Source organism: Hyphomonas chukchiensis (assembly GCF_000682695.1).
GTDB classification, from domain to species: Bacteria; Pseudomonadota; Alphaproteobacteria; order Caulobacterales; family Hyphomonadaceae; genus Hyphomonas; species Hyphomonas chukchiensis.
Genome location: NZ_AWFG01000019.1, coordinates 139,678 through 153,973, shown reverse-complemented (window position 1 = coordinate 153,973; position 14,296 = coordinate 139,678). Strand labels below are relative to the sequence as shown.

Genomic DNA, 14,296 nt, shown 5'->3' with positions numbered 1-14,296 from the left:
GCTCCGGTCTCATATGATCCTGTTCGATCATGACGATGACAAACCCCGTGAAGAATGCGGCGTTTTCGGAATCTACGGTAACCCCGAAGCCAGTCTCTATGCCGCGCTGGGGCTCCACGCCCTCCAGCATCGCGGACAGGAAGCCTGCGGCATCACCACATATGACGGCAAGCGCTTCCCTTCGGAACGCCATATGGGCCTTGTCGGCGAGCACTTCGGCGGCGACCTGCGCACCCGCCTGCCCGGCTATGCCGCGATCGGTCACAACCGGTACTCGACGCAGGGCCGGCCGATGCTCCGCAATATCCAGCCGATCTTTGCCGACCTGTCCTTCGGCGGTTTCGCCGTCGCGCATAACGGCAACCTGACCAATGCCCGCGAATTACGTCACCAACTGGTGCGCGATGGCGCGATCTTCCAGTCGACGATGGATACCGAAGTCATCCTTCACCTCGTCGCCCGCAGCCCAAAGCCGCGCTTCATGGACCGTCTTGTTGACGCCCTCCAGCAGATCGAAGGCGGCTATGCCCTTGTCGGCCTGACCGGCAAGAAGCTGATCGGCGCACGCGATCCCATCGGCCTGCGTCCGCTCGTCATCGGCAAGCTCGGCACGGCCTATGTGCTCGCGTCGGAAACCTGCGCCCTCGACATTATTGGCGCCCAGTTCGTGCGCGAAGTCGAGAATGGCGAGATGGTCGTCATTACCGATGAGGGCATTGAGTCGATCCGGGCCTTCCCGCCCCGCGCGTCCAGCCCCTGCATCTTCGAATATGTCTACTTTGCGCGCCCTGACAGTATTGTTCAGGGCCGTTCCATTTATGAAGTCCGCCGCCGCATGGGCCACCAGCTCGCCGCGGAAACGCCGGCAGATGCCGATGTGATCGTGCCGGTGCCTGACAGTGGCGTGCCGGCCGCGCTCGGCTTCTCTGAAGCCTCGGGCATCCCGTTCGGGATGGGCATCATCCGCAACCACTATGTCGGGCGGACCTTCATCCAGCCGACGCAGATTGGCCGTCAGGCCGCGATTTCCAAGAAGCACAGCCCGAACCGCGCCGTGCTCGAAGGCAAGCGCGTAATCCTGGTCGACGATTCCATCGTGCGCGGCAACACGTCGAAAAAGATCGTCCAGATGGTCCGCGAAGCCGGCGCCAAGGAAGTTCACCTCCGTTCGGCCAGCCCACCCATCGTGAACCCGGATTTCTACGGCATCGACATGGCCGCCAAGTCCGAACTCTTCGCGGCGATCCACACGCACGAAGAAATGGTGGCGGAACTGAAGGTCGACAGCCTCGGCTTTCTCTCCGTACCTGGTCTCTACAAGGCCATCGGCGAGCCGGTGCGCAACAACATGCAGCCCCAGTTTGCCGACCATTGCTTCACGGGCGACTATCCGACCCCGCTGGTCGACCACCAGCATGACGAGTCGGACAAGGAACGCCAGCTCTCCCTGCTGGACGACACGTAGGCCCTGCGCTAAGGGCCCGGCATGACTGACCAACCCAGACTCGTTCTCGTCACCGGCGCCTCGCGCGGTATCGGCCGCGCCGCTGCGCTGCATCTTGCGCGCCGGGGCGACCTCGTCATTGCCATCGCCCGCTCGAAAGCGGCGCTTGAAAAGCTCGACGACGAAATCCGCGCCATGGGCAATGAGGCGATCCTCGTGCCGATGGACCTGAAAGACGCAAAGGGCATCGACACGCTGGGCAAGGTGATCGCCGACAGGTTCGGCCGCCTCGACGGCTTTGTGGCCAATGCCGGCATCCTCGGGACGCTTGGCCCGCTGGAATCAGTTGGCCCGCGCAGCTTCGAGGAAACGATCGAGGTCAACCTGACCGCCAATTGGCGTCTCATCTCTGTGCTCTCTCCTTCGCTGCGCAAGTCGCCTGCGCCACGCGCCGTGTTTGTCACGTCGAGCGTTGCTGCCAAGCCCGTGGCCTTCTGGGGCCCTTATCAGGCCTCCAAGGCTGGCCTTGAAGCCATGGTCATGGGCTGGGCTGACGAGACCGAGAACATGGGCCTGAAGATCAACATCTTCGATCCGGGCGGCACGCGCACCGACATGCGCGCCAAGGCCAAGCCGGGCGAAGACCCGATGACCCTGCCGTCACCGGACGAAGTGGCCGCCGAACTGGTCAAACTGGTCTCGCCGGATGAAACCCGCACCGGCCAGCGCATCGCCTACCGGCAACTGGTCGCTGCCCGCTCGTAAGGGAGGCATCCCGTGAAAGTCAGGTCAGCCACGCGCGACGACCTCGAAACGCTGAAGGCCTTCGAACAGGGCATCATCGCTGCCGAACGCCCCTATGATCATACGATCAAGCCCGATCCGGTGAATTACTATGATATCGGCGAGCTGATCGATTCAGATGATGCGGAAGTTGCGGTGGTGGACGTGGATGGCCAGCTTGTCGCGTCGGGCTATGCCCGCACGAAAGAGTCGAGGTCATACGTACAGGACACGCACCACGCCTATCTCGGCTTCATGTATGTGCACCCGGACTATCGCGGCCGGGGCCTCAACAAGCTGCTGATGGCCCACTTCTTTGACTGGGCGAAAGCCAAGGGCCTGCCGGAAGTGCGCCTCACCGTCTATGCCGGCAACACGCCCGCGATCAGCGCCTATGAGAAGGCCGGGTTTACCCAGCACATCGTGGAGATGAGGCTTAATCTCGATGAGTAGGAAGGATCAATTGTTCCTGCTGCAACCGGGCTTTTCAGATCCCGCCTATCCTGGCGACGTCTTCTATTGCTGGCACTGCGCGCTGATGGAAGGCCTGCTGGCATCTTTTCCCGAACTCGCTGTGCGTGTAGCCGTGCACCGCATTGGGTGGCCGCGCCCGCGCAAGGAACTTCTGAGCTTGCTTGGGCCGGACAACCAATCATGCCCCGTCCTGATCCTTGCGGACGGAACGGAAGATGGACTGGATATAAAACACCACGGTAACATCGCCTTCATTGACGACAAGGATGCCATCCTGCGTGCCCTGTCCGACCGTCACGGTATCCCGATCCCGCATCCTTGAAGCCTACTAGTTGACCGACAGGGTCACGTCGGAGGCCAGCACCGTCAGTTGCGAAATATCGGCCATGAGCGCGTCCTGCGGGGCAGCGCTAGGATAGGCTTCCGCCAGCGCTGCGATGGCGTTGCCAATGGAGGCAGCCGCCTCCGGGTTACTCGCCGCAATCTCGTCCTTCGCCGCCGCGAACTGCGTCTCGGCCACTTTGTGGAAGCCATAGCCGTCGAGATATGGCTCATACACGCCGCTCGCTGCAGCGCTGCGATACATGGCAACTGCCCGTTCGATCATGTCGGCGATGACATGCATCTTGACCTCGGCGGGGGCAGTGCCGTTATCGGGAGCCTTGAGGGCTGCGGCGCGCAGGGCAGCAATGATCGCATCCGTGCGAGCCGAAATCTGCTCCGGCGTCTCGCCAGCAGATGCCGCAATCGACGCATCCGTCAGCAGGCCATCGAACAGCGTCACACCGCGCGCTTCAAGCACAGGCTCCATGTCGAACAGGACTTCACTCACCGGATGAGCAAACATTTCTGCCGCCGCTTCGGTCTCGCCATCGGCATAGGCGTCGCGGGCCGCCAGGATGTGTGCCTCAGTGACAGCCAGCGCGATATTGAACACGACCGGGTCCGTCGCGGCCTGCTCGATGGCCACGCCGCCCTCGCCTTCGCCACCAACTGAGCCGACGGGCGCAGGATCGGCGGCGAGTGCTTCAGCCGCGAAAGCTGGCGCCTCAACCGCCGCCGATTCAGCCGCAGGCGTCGGTGTTGAGGCCGACTGGCCGCAACCGGCAAGCGCCGTCGTGCCCATCAGGGCGCCCAGTCCAAGACGTGTCCAGCTGTGATAGATGTGTGGCATTTGCGACCCTTACGCTTGTCCGAGTAATGGGCTACACGCCTTACAGAAATGAAACTCATTCGCAAGTAGGAAGAACATGTTCCTCACCCTTTCGGGCGTTCTTGACGCAGGCCAGCTGGCCACAGCCACCGAACTCGCCGCCACACTGCGCTGGATCGACGGCGCAGCGACGGCTGGCCCCGCCGCCCGCACCGTGAAGCATAATGAGCAGGCGGACCTCTCCTCGCGCACCGGCGCGAAGCTGCGCGACATGCTTGGGGAAGCGATCCGCGCGCATCCCGTTCTGGCGGCCACTGCCCAGCCGCGCCGTTTCTCGCCCCTGCTCGTCAGCCGCACGCAGGATGGCGGCACCTATGGCCTCCACGTCGATAACCCGTTCATGGGCACGGGCGAGGCGCGCCTGCGCACAGACCTCTCCTTCACGCTCTTCCTGTCCGAGCCGGGCAGCTACGAAGGCGGCGAACTCGAGATCCACCATGCCGGCAACACGCACCATGCCAAGACCGCTGCGGGAGATCTGGTCCTTTACCCCTCAACCAGCCTGCACCAGGTGTGTCCCGTCACATCCGGCCAGCGCATTGTCTGCGTCGGCTGGATCGAAAGCAGCATCCGTGATGCCGCCGCGCGCGAAATCCTGTTCGATCTGGAAAACCTGCGCGCCACGCTCGGCCAGACGCACGATGTCCGCTCGCCGGAATACCTCACCCTGTCGAAATCCATCGCCAACCTGATGCGGCTTTGGGGCGAAGCCTAAAGCGCGAAATGCTTCGACAGTTTCAAGCCCTGCCCCTGATAGTTGGAGCCCTTGCCGCCATAGAGCCCTGACGGTTTGGCCGCCATCGGCTCGTAGATCAGTTTGGCCACCGGCTGGCCGTGCTCCAGGATGAACGGCACGTCGCGCGAGCGAACCTCAAGAACGGCCCGGCTACCGCCCTTGTTCACCCCAAAGCCCGGGTCGAAAAAGCCCGCATAATGAGCCCGGAACTCCCCCAGCTCGGGTGCAATTGGGGCCATCTCGGCCGCTTCCATGGGCGCGACTTTCACCGTCTCGCGGCTGACAAGAATGTAGAAGTCTTCAGGGTTGAGCACGATACGGCCGTGGCGGGGATAGACCGGCTCCCAGAACTGGCCCGCTTCATGCGCACCAATCCCGCGCAGGTCCACGACGCCGGAGTGAAGCTTGGCGCGGTAACCCGCTGGCTGGCCTTCAGGCGGCTCCAGATCAATCGAGACGACACGTTCTTTCAGCGCATCAGGCCGCTTGCGCTTGAACCGCACCTGCGCCAGCCGGTCGCCCGGCCGCACCATGATCGGGAAGGTGCGCGGGCTCACTTCCAGGTAAAGCGGCCCGGAATAACCCGTGGGCACATCGTCAAACGCCCGGCCCCGGTTGGTCACCAGACGCGTGAACACGTCGATACGGCCTGTCGAGCTTTTCGGATTGGCCCGCGCAGAAATGCCGGCAGGCAAGCGAAGATGCTCCTGCAGTGGCACGAGATAGACGCAGCCGGTTTCCAGAACAGCGCCTTTGTCGGTCAGGTCGATGCGGTGCATGTGCACGCCCGGTTCCTGCAGCATCTCGGCCACGGTCCGGTCCTTGCCCGGCAGGAAGCTCGCGCGCAGGCGGTAAGCATCCTGCGCAAGACGCAGGTCCAGGCTCGCCGGCTGCACCTGTCCCGCCTCAAGCGCCAGGTCGCTGCGGATCGCCCCTTCGGCGACCAGCACCTCGATTTCATGGTCGGGCAAAACGCCCGTTTCCTGCACCATCACTTGCACCCCTTGAGCTCTCAGGCATAAGACCCGGTACAGGAAAGACAAGGACTATACTACAATGGCAAACGGGTCAGACTCATCAGGCAAGGCCAACTGGAAAGCCGCGACCAAAGCGGTGCGCGGTGGCCTGATGCGTTCAGAGCATGGCGAGATCTCCGAGGCGCTCTACCTGACGTCCGGCTATGCCTATGACAGCGCCGAACAGGCGATGGCCCGCATGAAGGGCGAAGAGCCCGGATTCGTCTATTCCCGCTATGGCAGCCCGACCTGCGAAATGCTGCAACAGCGCATCGCCCTTATCGAAAATGCCGAGACATGCCGGGTCACAGCGAGCGGCATGGGTGCCATTTCCTCGGCGATTCTTGCGCCCCTCAAATCTGGCGACCGCGTTGTGGCCGCGACAGCCCTGTTCGGCTCCTGCCGCTGGATCATTGCCAACCTGATGCCGAAATACGGGATTGAGACCGTTTTCGTGGACGGCGCAGACCTTGATGCCTGGGAACGCGAGATCGCCAAGGGCTGCCAGCTGGTCCTGATTGAAAGCCCGGCCAACCCGCTACTCGACGGCGTCGATATCGAAGCCGTGTCAAAGCTTTGCAAGAAAGCGGGCGCCGTTCTGGTCGTGGACAATGTGTTTGCGACGCCCATCCTCCAGAAACCGCTGGAACTCGGCGCCGATGTTGTTGTCTATTCGGGCACCAAGCACATGGACGGCCAAGGCCGCGTCATGCTGGGCGCCATCCTGACCAGCGCCCAATATATGGAAGGAGTGTACGATCCGTACCTGCGCCATGTCGGCCCGGCCGCAGCTCCATTCAACGCATGGGTCGTGCTTAAGGGTCTCGAAACCCTGAAATTACGCGTCGATGCGCAAAGCGCGAGCGCGGCCCGTATCGCTGACACTATCGGAGCCCATCCGAACGTCGCCGCCGTGCGCTACCCTCATCGCAAGGACCACCCACACTACGACGTCCACAAACGCCAGATGACGAGCGGCGGCACGATGATCGCCCTGTCGGTCAATGGCGGTCAGGAAGCGGCATTCAAGTTCCTGAATTCATTGGAGCTTGTCGATATCTGTAACAATCTCGGCGACACCAAGTCCCTCGCCTGCCATCCGTCCAGCACGACACACCGCGCGCTGACGGACGAAGAGCAGGCAGCCATGGGCCTTGACCGCAGCTGGATCCGCTTTTCGGTCGGCCTTGAAGATCCCGACGATCTTGAAGCGGATGTTGTTAACGCTCTTAACAGTGTGTGAAGGAATTCGGATCAATTTCGCATAATGGCCAGGCGACACGCTCCCCCCCTCTATGAACACACCACGCAAGGCGTGCGCATCCGCGTTCGCCCGAAGTTCATGCATGACGAATCCGAGCCCTCGCGCGGACGTTTCATGTGGTCCTATACGGTCGACGTGGAGAATGAGAGCGACCAGGCCTGGACCATCGTTCGCCGCCACTGGCAGATCGTCGATGCACAAGGCCGCATGCAGGCCGTCGATGGCGAAGGCGTGATCGGGCAGACGCCGACGCTGCAGCCCGGCGAACGTTTCAGCTACACATCCGGCGCGCCGCTTGCCGCCCCATCCGGCATGATGAGCGGCACATATGACCTGCAGGATGAAAGCGGCTTCGAGATCGTGGCGACCATTCCGGTCTTCTCGCTCGACAGCCCTTATGACACCTCGCTGCCGAGCTAAGGCTGCGCAGGCACAGGCTCTGCCGGCAGGGCCTCGCCCATATCGATGACGCGGAATTGCTTGGCCATCATCTCAGCCGAGAAGACGCCTGCCAGATCATCGGCTTTCAGCAGGCCGGGCCACTCGGCCAATTGCTCCGGCCCCGCCTCGGCAAACAGGATATTGGCCCCGGCCTGATCGCCGACAAAGGCGCCATAGGTCTGTAGGGCGCGCGCAATGATCTTGCCCGAAGGTGACAGGTCTGACTTTTCGACATTGAAATCCGGATCAAGCTGTATGCGTGCACCAAGCGGCAGGCCGGTCGTACTGGGCGTGAAACCGCTGCGCTGCAGGCGCGCCGTGCTTGCGGGGCGAACAAAAACGTCCGAGCGAATAGTCGGGCTGGCAATCATCAGCGCATGCGGTATGCGCCCACTCTTTATTTCCTCGACACGGATCAAGCCCGCGACAAGCGGAAAGCCGGACGGCAGCGCGCTGGCCGCCTCATTCGGCGTCTCCGCTTCATTCCAGGCCGGGTAAACGCCTTTGCCGCGCAAGCTGGAGACCACGCCGAAGCCGGTCATCCACTTGCCGTCTTCGCTCTTGCTTGCCTGGTTCAAGTCCCATTCGAGGGCGCTGTTCCTGTCGACAATTGCGATATAACCCGCGCTTGGTTTCTGCGTGGCCATATCTTCCGGGATCGGAATTTCACGCGGCATTTCGAAACCACGACCATATTCACCCGGATAATAATCATAGACGGTCTGCGTTGGCGTCTCGGACATGTCGATATAATAAACCGGCACAGACCATTGATCGATATTGATAAAAAGACTGCCCGCCGCAGCAAGCCCCTCTATCAATTCAGCAGAATTGGTGTCTGCCACAGCATCGGCAGGGATCGGCGTGTTCCACGGACTATCATCGGTGAACGGACGCCAGGCGACAGGCGCCTCCGACACGTCTTGCGTCGGGGGGGCCTTGGAACAGGCCGCCAGAAGGGCGGTCATCGCGATCAATACGTGAAGCTTTGCCATACCCTATACCTCGCCTGCCATCTGCCTTCGCTAAAGTTACGGGCGTCTATTTGCTCGGATTGATGAGATATTTCTCGCCGGTTGCGCGGCGGTTATAGGCTTCGATCACGGGCAGTTGCAGCGCCTCTGCCAACGAGATTTCAGACGTATAATGGCTGGCGAACGTCGTCTTCAATTCCTTGCCCACTCGCGCGCGCAGCTTGGCGCGGCCTTCGGCGCCGACCTTCTGCAGGAACGGCGTCAGCAGGAAGCCACCCACGCCCCACGCCATGCCAACGCCTGGCGGCAGTGTGGTCGGGCTCATGTCGAGGCGGCCATAGATATAGACCTGCTTGTGGGTGGCCGAACCGTAGCGGCTGTATTCCTTGGCATTCATGTTCGCCGCCGCTTCCATCGCGACGAGGATCTGCCCGGCCAGGGGGCCACCGCCGATAGCATCAAAGCCAAGCGTCGCGCCCGTCGTGGCCAGCGCCTGGATCAGGTCGTTCATGAAGCCGAGCGAGGTCGAATTGACGACATGTTTCGCGCCGATATCGCGCAGGATTTTCTCCTGAGCGTCAGAGCGGACAATGTTCACGAGATCAATACCGTCAGCGATACAGATCTTGTTCAGCATCTGGCCAAGGTTCGACGCCGCCGCCGTGTGCAGCAGGGCCTTGTGACCCTCCATATGCATGACTTCCGTCATGGCCAGCGATGTCAGCGGGTTCACGAAGCACGAGGCGCCATCGCGCGCGGTTGCACCTTCCGGCAGCTCCATACACTGCGCCACGTTCAGCGTGCGATACTGGGAATACATCTCGCCGCCGAGGCCGGCGACCGTCTTGCCGAGCAGAGCCTGCGCCGCAGGGGACGACCCCGCCGCCACAACCGTGCCTGCGCCCTCATTGCCCACCGGCATGGACTCATCCACACGGGGCGCCATGGCGCGCATGCCGGCAGCGGGCACTTTGGCTGTGACAACAGGACGATCTGCCGTGCCGGATGCTTTCGCGCTGCTCATGTCAGCCGCGCCGAGCAGGAGGCCAAGATCAGATGGGTTGATCGGTGTCGCTTCGACACGCACGATCACGTCGTCAGGGCCGGGTGCCGGAATATCGACCTCTACCAGCGAGAGCTCCAGCTCCCCGCCAGACTTTACGTGTGAGCGCAGTTGTAGCCCTTTAGCCGGAACATTCGTCGCCATGCATTTCTCCCTGATGTGTTGTCATATCTGCATTTCGCATATGACTACACGCAGGAATGGCTCCCGTCCAAGACTTGTATATTTGGCGGCTCGGCCTGGCAGGCGGCGACCAATCCCCAAAATGGCCCGTATGCTATTCTTTTGACTTATAGCGCTTTGATGGGCGTTGCTGCGCAACCTTGTCGGCATAGGGATTCTTGCCCTGCCGCACGAACAGGCGGATCGGTACGCCGTTCATGTCGAAGGCTTCCCGCACACCATTGACGAGGTACCGCTTGTACTGATCCGGCATCTGCTCACCGCGCGAAGCGATCAGCACGAACGTCGGCGGGCGCGCCTTCATCTGGGCCATGTAGCGCGGCTTGATCCGCTTGCCATGCACGGATGGTGGCGGGTGGCGTTCCACCGTATGGCGTAGCCAGCGATTCAGGTCGCCGGTCTTCACCCGCGCTGTCCAGTTGGCATAGACGCTCACGACGGCTGGCATTAGTTTCTCGATATTCCGACCGGTAAGGCCCGACAGGAACACGATTGGCGCGCCACCGGCATTCGGCATCAGGCGGCTAGACAGGTCGCGAATATGCTTCGCAGCGGCATCCGGGTCCTTCACCTTGTCCCACTTGGAGATCACCAGCACGATGCCACGGCCTTCGCGCAGAGCGAGGTCAGCAATCTGCAGATCCTGTTTCTCCATCGCTTCGTCGGCGTCCATCACCAGGGCGACGATGTCGGCATATTTGAGCGAGCGGATCGTCTCGCCCGTCGACATGCGCTCCAGCTTTTCCTGCACGCGCGCCTTACGGCGCAGGCCCGCCGTATCGACGAGGCGGATGCGGCGGCCTTCCCATTCCCAGTCAATGGAAATGGAATCGCGCGTGATCCCCGCTTCAGGGCCGGTCAGCAGGCGATCTGATTGCAGAAGCTGGTTGATCAGGGTCGACTTGCCCGCGTTCGGTCGGCCGACAATGGCCAGCTTGATGGGCTTGTCGGGCCGCACAGGCTCTGGCTCGATATCGACATCGGCTTCTTCAATCGCCGCGACGAGATCATCGTCTGACAGCGACATGTCATCAATGTCGATATGGGAGAGTTTCTCGAGAATGTCCTCGCCGCCAAAGCGCGTATAATCAGGTTCGGCCTCTTCCAGCGCGCGCTCGAAGGCTTCCTCGCCGAGCGCCTGACGGATCGCCTCAAAGAGGTCGGCCATGCCCTCGCCATGCTCGGCCGAAAGGCCCACAGGCTCGCCAAAGCCGAGTTCCCAAGCCTCGTTCAGGCCATCGCGGCCCGCCTTGCCTTCGGCCTTGTTCGCTGCCAGCACGACCGGAATATTGGCCTTGCGCAGCAGCTGGGCAAAGCTCTGGTCCTCGATCGTGACGCCAACACGCGCGTCGATCAGGAACAGCGCCACTTCGGCCTCGGCAATCGCCGCTTCCGTCTGCTCGCGCATGCGCGACTGCAGGCTGTCATCGTGCACGTTTTCATAGCCAGCCGTATCGACAAGGATCAGCGGCAGCGACGCAAGGCGCCCTTCGGCTTGTTTGCGGTCACGCGTAACGCCCGGCTGGTCATCGACCAGCGCGATTTTCTTGCCGGCAAGCCGGTTGAACAGCGTCGATTTTCCGACATTCGGACGCCCGAGAATGGCGAGTTTCAGCGGCATAAGCCTGCCCGTTCACTAAGTTACGGGCGGGCTTTGGGGGCCGTGCGCCCTATTGGATGGCGATCAGCTTGGCCTCATCGGTGAGGATAAGCAATTTGTCCTGTACGGCGATGGGTTCGAGGTAGGCCGTCGATCCCAGCTTCACAGAGCCGGTCTGCTGCCCGGTTTGAGGCGAAAAGGCAAGCAGTTCTCCCAGCGACGAGACAATCACGATGCGCCCGGAGGCGATGATCGGCCCGGCATAGCTGATCCGGCCCTTCTTCTTTTTCTCTTTTTTGAACTTCCGCAGCGGGGTGACCCAATAGGCTTCGCCATTGGCCGGGTTGATCGCCGAGAGCGTATCATCGGTCCCGAGAAGGAACATGAACTCGCCCGCAAGGGCCGGGGCCTGTGTCGAACCGGTCGGGATCGACCAGATCCGCGTGCCGCTACGCCCGTCAATGGCGACCGTGACGCCCGACTGGCTGGATGCGAAAACGAGCCCGCCCGACAGGATCGGCCGCGAGCCAATATCGTTGATCTCGGAAATTGGCGTGAACCGGCCAGCCTGAGAGATGGCATCCGTCCAGAGGCGGCGACCGTTCGAGGCGAGATAGGCGATGATCTCGCCCGAAGAATAAGGTGCGATGATGAAGTCTTCGACGGCTGCGGGGCTGGAACTGCCAAGCACACGGGCCGATTCCGATATCGCCTGATCGCTCCACTCGGTCTCGCCATTTGCCAGCGACATCGCGAAAATCTCGTTATTGTTCGAGGCGACAAAGATGCGACCATCCTTGATGGTCGGGGCGCCCGTCATCGGTGCGCCCATCTCACGCTTCCACTTTTCCGTGCCATTCGCGGCATCAAGCGCCGAAACGAAGCCGTAGCCGCTGGCCACGATCAGCGTGTCTCCCGTCACGGCGAGACCACCGCCGAGCGCCTGCTTGTCACGCTTGGTGAGGCCTTTCAGCTTTTTCTTCCAGACCTGTTTGCCGTTCGAAAGGTTCGTCGCAACCACGGTCTGGTCGGCGTCCATCGTGAACACGGTGGTTTCATTGGTCACCGGCGGCGTGGTGATGGCCGATTTCTTGTCGGACTTGGCGCCGACATCGGCTTTCCATGCAATCTTCAGATCCGCACCGGCGGCGACATTGCCCACCACTTTCGTGGCATTGGAGCCCGCCTCGGTCCACGCCTTGATAACCTGTGGCTCCGGCAGCTCGATGGCGACGTCCGCCAGTTCAGGGTTTGGCTTTACGGCCTCATCGGCCAGAACCATCGTGATCCTGCCAGCCTTGTCCTCCGCCGATTTTTCCTTGGCCTTGTTGCCCCCAAAGCTCGGGAAGCTGCTGCACGAAGCAAGCGACAGGGTCGCACCAAGGGCGATGGCGACAGCCAGTTTACGCGATGAGCTCATTGGCCAGTCTCCTCAGACTCTGCAGGGGCGGGCGCGGGAGCCGGCGCTTCGGTTACTGTATCAAGTGTTTCAGGCGCTGCTTCCGCAGGCGCCTCCAGCGTCTCGGCGGCGGCAGGAATGGCCGCCAGCGCAAGTTCGGCGCGTCGCTTGACACCCTCCGGTGCGGCCGCATCGTAGCGGAGCCGGTTGAATTCGGTGCGGGCGCGGGCGTTGTCGCCGGTCGCAAACGCCTTGGCGGCAACCAGTTCACGCGCCAGGGCACCTAGCGGACCTTCATCATCAACCAGGCTGCCCAGAGTGGCTTCCAGCTCGACCATGGACTGCCCGTCAGCCAGGAAATAGGCATTCTTCAGCAGGGCCAGGCGCTCATAAGGGCCGCCCTCGACTGTTCCGATCGCAGCCAGGGCATCCGCAGCCCCCTTGGCATCGCCGCCGCCCTCATAGAGCGTCTGGGCCAGATAGTTCGCTGCGAGCGGCGCCATCTTGCTGCCACCCTCGGCAAGGTCTGAAAACGCCGACTGGGCCTCGACATAGGAGCCATTGTGCAGCTCTGACAGGCCTTTTTCCAACTCCAGGGCGCGTGCGGCACGTGCCGCCTCGGTGCGCGGGATGAGCACAAACTCATTCACGGCCACCGCGACGAGTATGAGGCCAAAGGCGCCATACACGAAATACTGGTAGCGACCCCACCAGCCTTCCAGTTTATCCTGTCGAAGGCTTTCGTCGACTTCTCCGAAAATATCGCTCAATTCAGTCGCTCCGGTGGCTTTGGTGACTCGGTCAGGAACCTAGACGCGCTATTGGCAGGCTGCAACGTGTCAGCGCTGTTCCGGGTCAGGTTTTCGCAGGGCATAGGTCTCAGCGTCTCCGGGAAAGCGACGCGTGCGGACATCGTCGGCATAGGCCGCTGCCGCTTCGCTGATCGTCTTGCTGAGATCGGCATAGCGGCGCACGAATTTCGGTGTCCAGTCAAACAGGCCGAGCATGTCATGCGTCACCAGCACCTGCCCGTCACAGGCCGCTGATGCACCAATACCGATGGTCGGGCAGCTCACTTCAGCCGTAATCTCGGCTGCGAGGTCTTCGGCGACGCCCTCAATCACAATGGCAAAGGCGCCCGCATCAGCAGAAGCGCGGGCTTCGGCAATCACCCGGTCGCGCTCGGCATTGGTGCGACCCTTGGCGCGGAAACCGCCGTCTACGTTCACCGCCTGTGGGCGCAGGCCGATATGGCCCATCACCGGCACGCCGCGCTCCACAAGGTGAGCGATCTGCCCAGCCGCATAGGTGCCGCTTTCGATCTTCACCGCCTGGCAGCCTGTTTCCTTCATGATACGCGCCGCATTCAGGAAGGCATCATCATTGTTCGTCTCGTACGAACCGAATGGCATATCCACCACGACAAGCGCCTGCTCAGCGCCGCGCATGACGGCCTGGCCATGCAGGATCATCATCTCCATCGTCACGCCGACAGTGGATGGCAGGCCGTGGACGACCATGCCCACGCTGTCACCGACGAGAAGAAGGTCGGCATGCGGGTCCAGCAGGCTCGCCATGGGCGCATCATAGGCCGTGAGGCAGACAATCGGCGTCTTCCCCTTGGCAGCGGCGATGTCCTTGACGGTCTTGCGACGGGTCTGTGTTTGTTTCGACATGGGCCGCGACTTAGCCTGACCGCGCCCGGC

15 protein-coding genes are annotated in these 14,296 nt (G+C 62.0%); 7 read left to right on the top strand and 8 right to left on the bottom strand.

Annotation, left to right across the window (positions count from 1 at the left end; all coding sequences use genetic code 11):
• The first annotated feature begins 13 nt into the window (after nt 1-13).
• The 4 genes from purF to HY30_RS08035 are packed head-to-tail and all read left to right on the top strand — an operon-like array spanning nt 14 to nt 3,023.
• A complete protein-coding gene (gene purF, locus HY30_RS08050) occupies nt 14-1,465 on the top strand; it encodes an amidophosphoribosyltransferase (RefSeq protein WP_034738854.1) in 1,452 nt (483 codons plus the stop codon).
• Between the two features lie 21 nt (nt 1,466-1,486).
• Nucleotides 1,487-2,209, top strand: coding sequence for an SDR family NAD(P)-dependent oxidoreductase (locus HY30_RS08045; RefSeq protein WP_034738852.1), 723 nt, complete (start codon nt 1,487-1,489; stop codon nt 2,207-2,209).
• Between the two features lie 12 nt (nt 2,210-2,221).
• The gene (locus HY30_RS08040; protein WP_034738850.1) at nt 2,222-2,680 is read left to right on the top strand and encodes a GNAT family N-acetyltransferase; all 459 of its coding nucleotides are present in this window, start codon (nt 2,222-2,224) and stop codon (nt 2,678-2,680) included.
• On the top strand, nt 2,673-3,023 hold the full coding sequence (locus HY30_RS08035; protein ID WP_034738848.1) for a DUF3088 domain-containing protein: 351 nt from the start codon (nt 2,673-2,675) through the stop codon (nt 3,021-3,023). The genes HY30_RS08040 and HY30_RS08035 overlap by 8 nt, the downstream gene beginning before the upstream one ends.
• A gap of 6 nt (nt 3,024-3,029) precedes the next feature.
• Here the strand turns inward: HY30_RS08035 and HY30_RS08030 are convergent, their stop codons facing one another.
• The gene (locus HY30_RS08030; RefSeq protein ID WP_034738846.1) at nt 3,030-3,875 is read right to left on the bottom strand and encodes a hypothetical protein; all 846 of its coding nucleotides are present in this window, start codon (nt 3,873-3,875) and stop codon (nt 3,030-3,032) included.
• Between the two features lie 76 nt (nt 3,876-3,951).
• Here HY30_RS08030 and HY30_RS08025 point away from each other — a divergent pair, with 76 nt between their 5' ends.
• The gene (locus HY30_RS08025) at nt 3,952-4,629 is read left to right on the top strand and encodes a Fe2+-dependent dioxygenase (RefSeq protein WP_034738843.1); all 678 of its coding nucleotides are present in this window, start codon (nt 3,952-3,954) and stop codon (nt 4,627-4,629) included.
• On the opposite strand, the gene HY30_RS08020 is transcribed toward HY30_RS08025, so the two are convergent.
• Entirely contained in the window at nt 4,626-5,642 is a 1,017-nt protein-coding gene (locus HY30_RS08020) for a 2'-deoxycytidine 5'-triphosphate deaminase (RefSeq protein WP_034738839.1), read from the bottom strand. The two genes, HY30_RS08025 and HY30_RS08020, sit on opposite strands and share 4 nt — an antisense overlap.
• 64 nt (nt 5,643-5,706) lie before the next feature.
• Between HY30_RS08020 and metZ the strand changes: the two genes are divergently transcribed.
• Nucleotides 5,707-6,909, top strand: coding sequence for an O-succinylhomoserine sulfhydrylase (metZ, locus tag HY30_RS08015; protein WP_034738836.1), 1,203 nt, complete (start codon nt 5,707-5,709; stop codon nt 6,907-6,909).
• 24 nt (nt 6,910-6,933) lie between these two features.
• Entirely contained in the window at nt 6,934-7,350 is a 417-nt protein-coding gene (apaG, locus tag HY30_RS08010; RefSeq protein WP_034738833.1) for a Co2+/Mg2+ efflux protein ApaG, read from the top strand.
• Here apaG and HY30_RS08005 read toward each other — a convergent pair.
• The 6 genes from HY30_RS08005 to panB all read right to left on the bottom strand — a co-directional run bounded on the left by HY30_RS08005 (nt 7,347) and on the right by panB (nt 14,266).
• A complete protein-coding gene (locus HY30_RS08005; protein ID WP_034738831.1) occupies nt 7,347-8,366 on the bottom strand; it encodes a hypothetical protein in 1,020 nt (339 codons plus the stop codon). The genes apaG and HY30_RS08005 overlap by 4 nt on opposite strands.
• Nucleotides 8,367-8,412: 46 nt before the next feature.
• Nucleotides 8,413-9,552 carry a zinc-binding dehydrogenase gene (locus tag HY30_RS08000; RefSeq protein WP_034738829.1) on the bottom strand — a complete coding sequence of 380 codons (1,140 nt, stop codon included), beginning with the start codon at nt 9,550-9,552 and terminating at the stop codon, nt 8,413-8,415.
• 133 nt (nt 9,553-9,685) lie between these two features.
• On the bottom strand, nt 9,686-11,212 hold the full coding sequence (gene der, locus HY30_RS07995; RefSeq protein WP_034738827.1) for a ribosome biogenesis GTPase Der: 1,527 nt from the start codon (nt 11,210-11,212) through the stop codon (nt 9,686-9,688).
• A 49-nt stretch (nt 11,213-11,261) separates the two neighbouring features.
• Nucleotides 11,262-12,611 carry an outer membrane protein assembly factor BamB family protein gene (locus HY30_RS07990; RefSeq protein WP_034738825.1) on the bottom strand — a complete coding sequence of 450 codons (1,350 nt, stop codon included), beginning with the start codon at nt 12,609-12,611 and terminating at the stop codon, nt 11,262-11,264.
• Nucleotides 12,608-13,360, bottom strand: a complete 753-nt coding sequence (locus tag HY30_RS07985) for a hypothetical protein (RefSeq protein WP_034738822.1) — start codon at nt 13,358-13,360, stop codon at nt 12,608-12,610. Before HY30_RS07985 ends, HY30_RS07990 begins: the two co-directional genes overlap by 4 nt.
• A gap of 69 nt (nt 13,361-13,429) precedes the next feature.
• Nucleotides 13,430-14,266, bottom strand: coding sequence for a 3-methyl-2-oxobutanoate hydroxymethyltransferase (gene panB, locus HY30_RS07980; protein WP_034738820.1), 837 nt, complete (start codon nt 14,264-14,266; stop codon nt 13,430-13,432).
• Nucleotides 14,267-14,296 lie beyond the last annotated feature (30 nt).

What these genes read in the sequence shown, in the direction of transcription:
- purF (WP_034738854.1), top strand. Translation starts at nt 14, where the DNA reads ATGATCCTGTTCGATCATGACGATGACAAACCCCGTGAAGAATGCGGC.
- HY30_RS08045 (WP_034738852.1), top strand. Translation starts at nt 1,487, where the DNA reads ATGACTGACCAACCCAGACTCGTTCTCGTCACCGGCGCCTCGCGCGGT.
- HY30_RS08035 (WP_034738848.1), top strand. Translation starts at nt 2,673, where the DNA reads ATGAGTAGGAAGGATCAATTGTTCCTGCTGCAACCGGGCTTTTCAGAT.
- HY30_RS08030 (WP_034738846.1), bottom strand. Translation starts at nt 3,875, where the DNA reads ATGCCACACATCTATCACAGCTGGACACGTCTTGGACTGGGCGCCCTG.
- HY30_RS08025 (WP_034738843.1), top strand. Translation starts at nt 3,952, where the DNA reads ATGTTCCTCACCCTTTCGGGCGTTCTTGACGCAGGCCAGCTGGCCACA.
- HY30_RS08020 (WP_034738839.1), bottom strand. Translation starts at nt 5,642, where the DNA reads ATGGTGCAGGAAACGGGCGTTTTGCCCGACCATGAAATCGAGGTGCTG.
- metZ (WP_034738836.1), top strand. Translation starts at nt 5,707, where the DNA reads ATGGCAAACGGGTCAGACTCATCAGGCAAGGCCAACTGGAAAGCCGCG.
- apaG (WP_034738833.1), top strand. Translation starts at nt 6,934, where the DNA reads ATGGCCAGGCGACACGCTCCCCCCCTCTATGAACACACCACGCAAGGC.
- HY30_RS08005 (WP_034738831.1), bottom strand. Translation starts at nt 8,366, where the DNA reads ATGGCAAAGCTTCACGTATTGATCGCGATGACCGCCCTTCTGGCGGCC.
- HY30_RS08000 (WP_034738829.1), bottom strand. Translation starts at nt 9,552, where the DNA reads ATGGCGACGAATGTTCCGGCTAAAGGGCTACAACTGCGCTCACACGTA.
- der (WP_034738827.1), bottom strand. Translation starts at nt 11,212, where the DNA reads ATGCCGCTGAAACTCGCCATTCTCGGGCGTCCGAATGTCGGAAAATCG.
- HY30_RS07990 (WP_034738825.1), bottom strand. Translation starts at nt 12,611, where the DNA reads ATGAGCTCATCGCGTAAACTGGCTGTCGCCATCGCCCTTGGTGCGACC.
- panB (WP_034738820.1), bottom strand. Translation starts at nt 14,266, where the DNA reads ATGTCGAAACAAACACAGACCCGTCGCAAGACCGTCAAGGACATCGCC.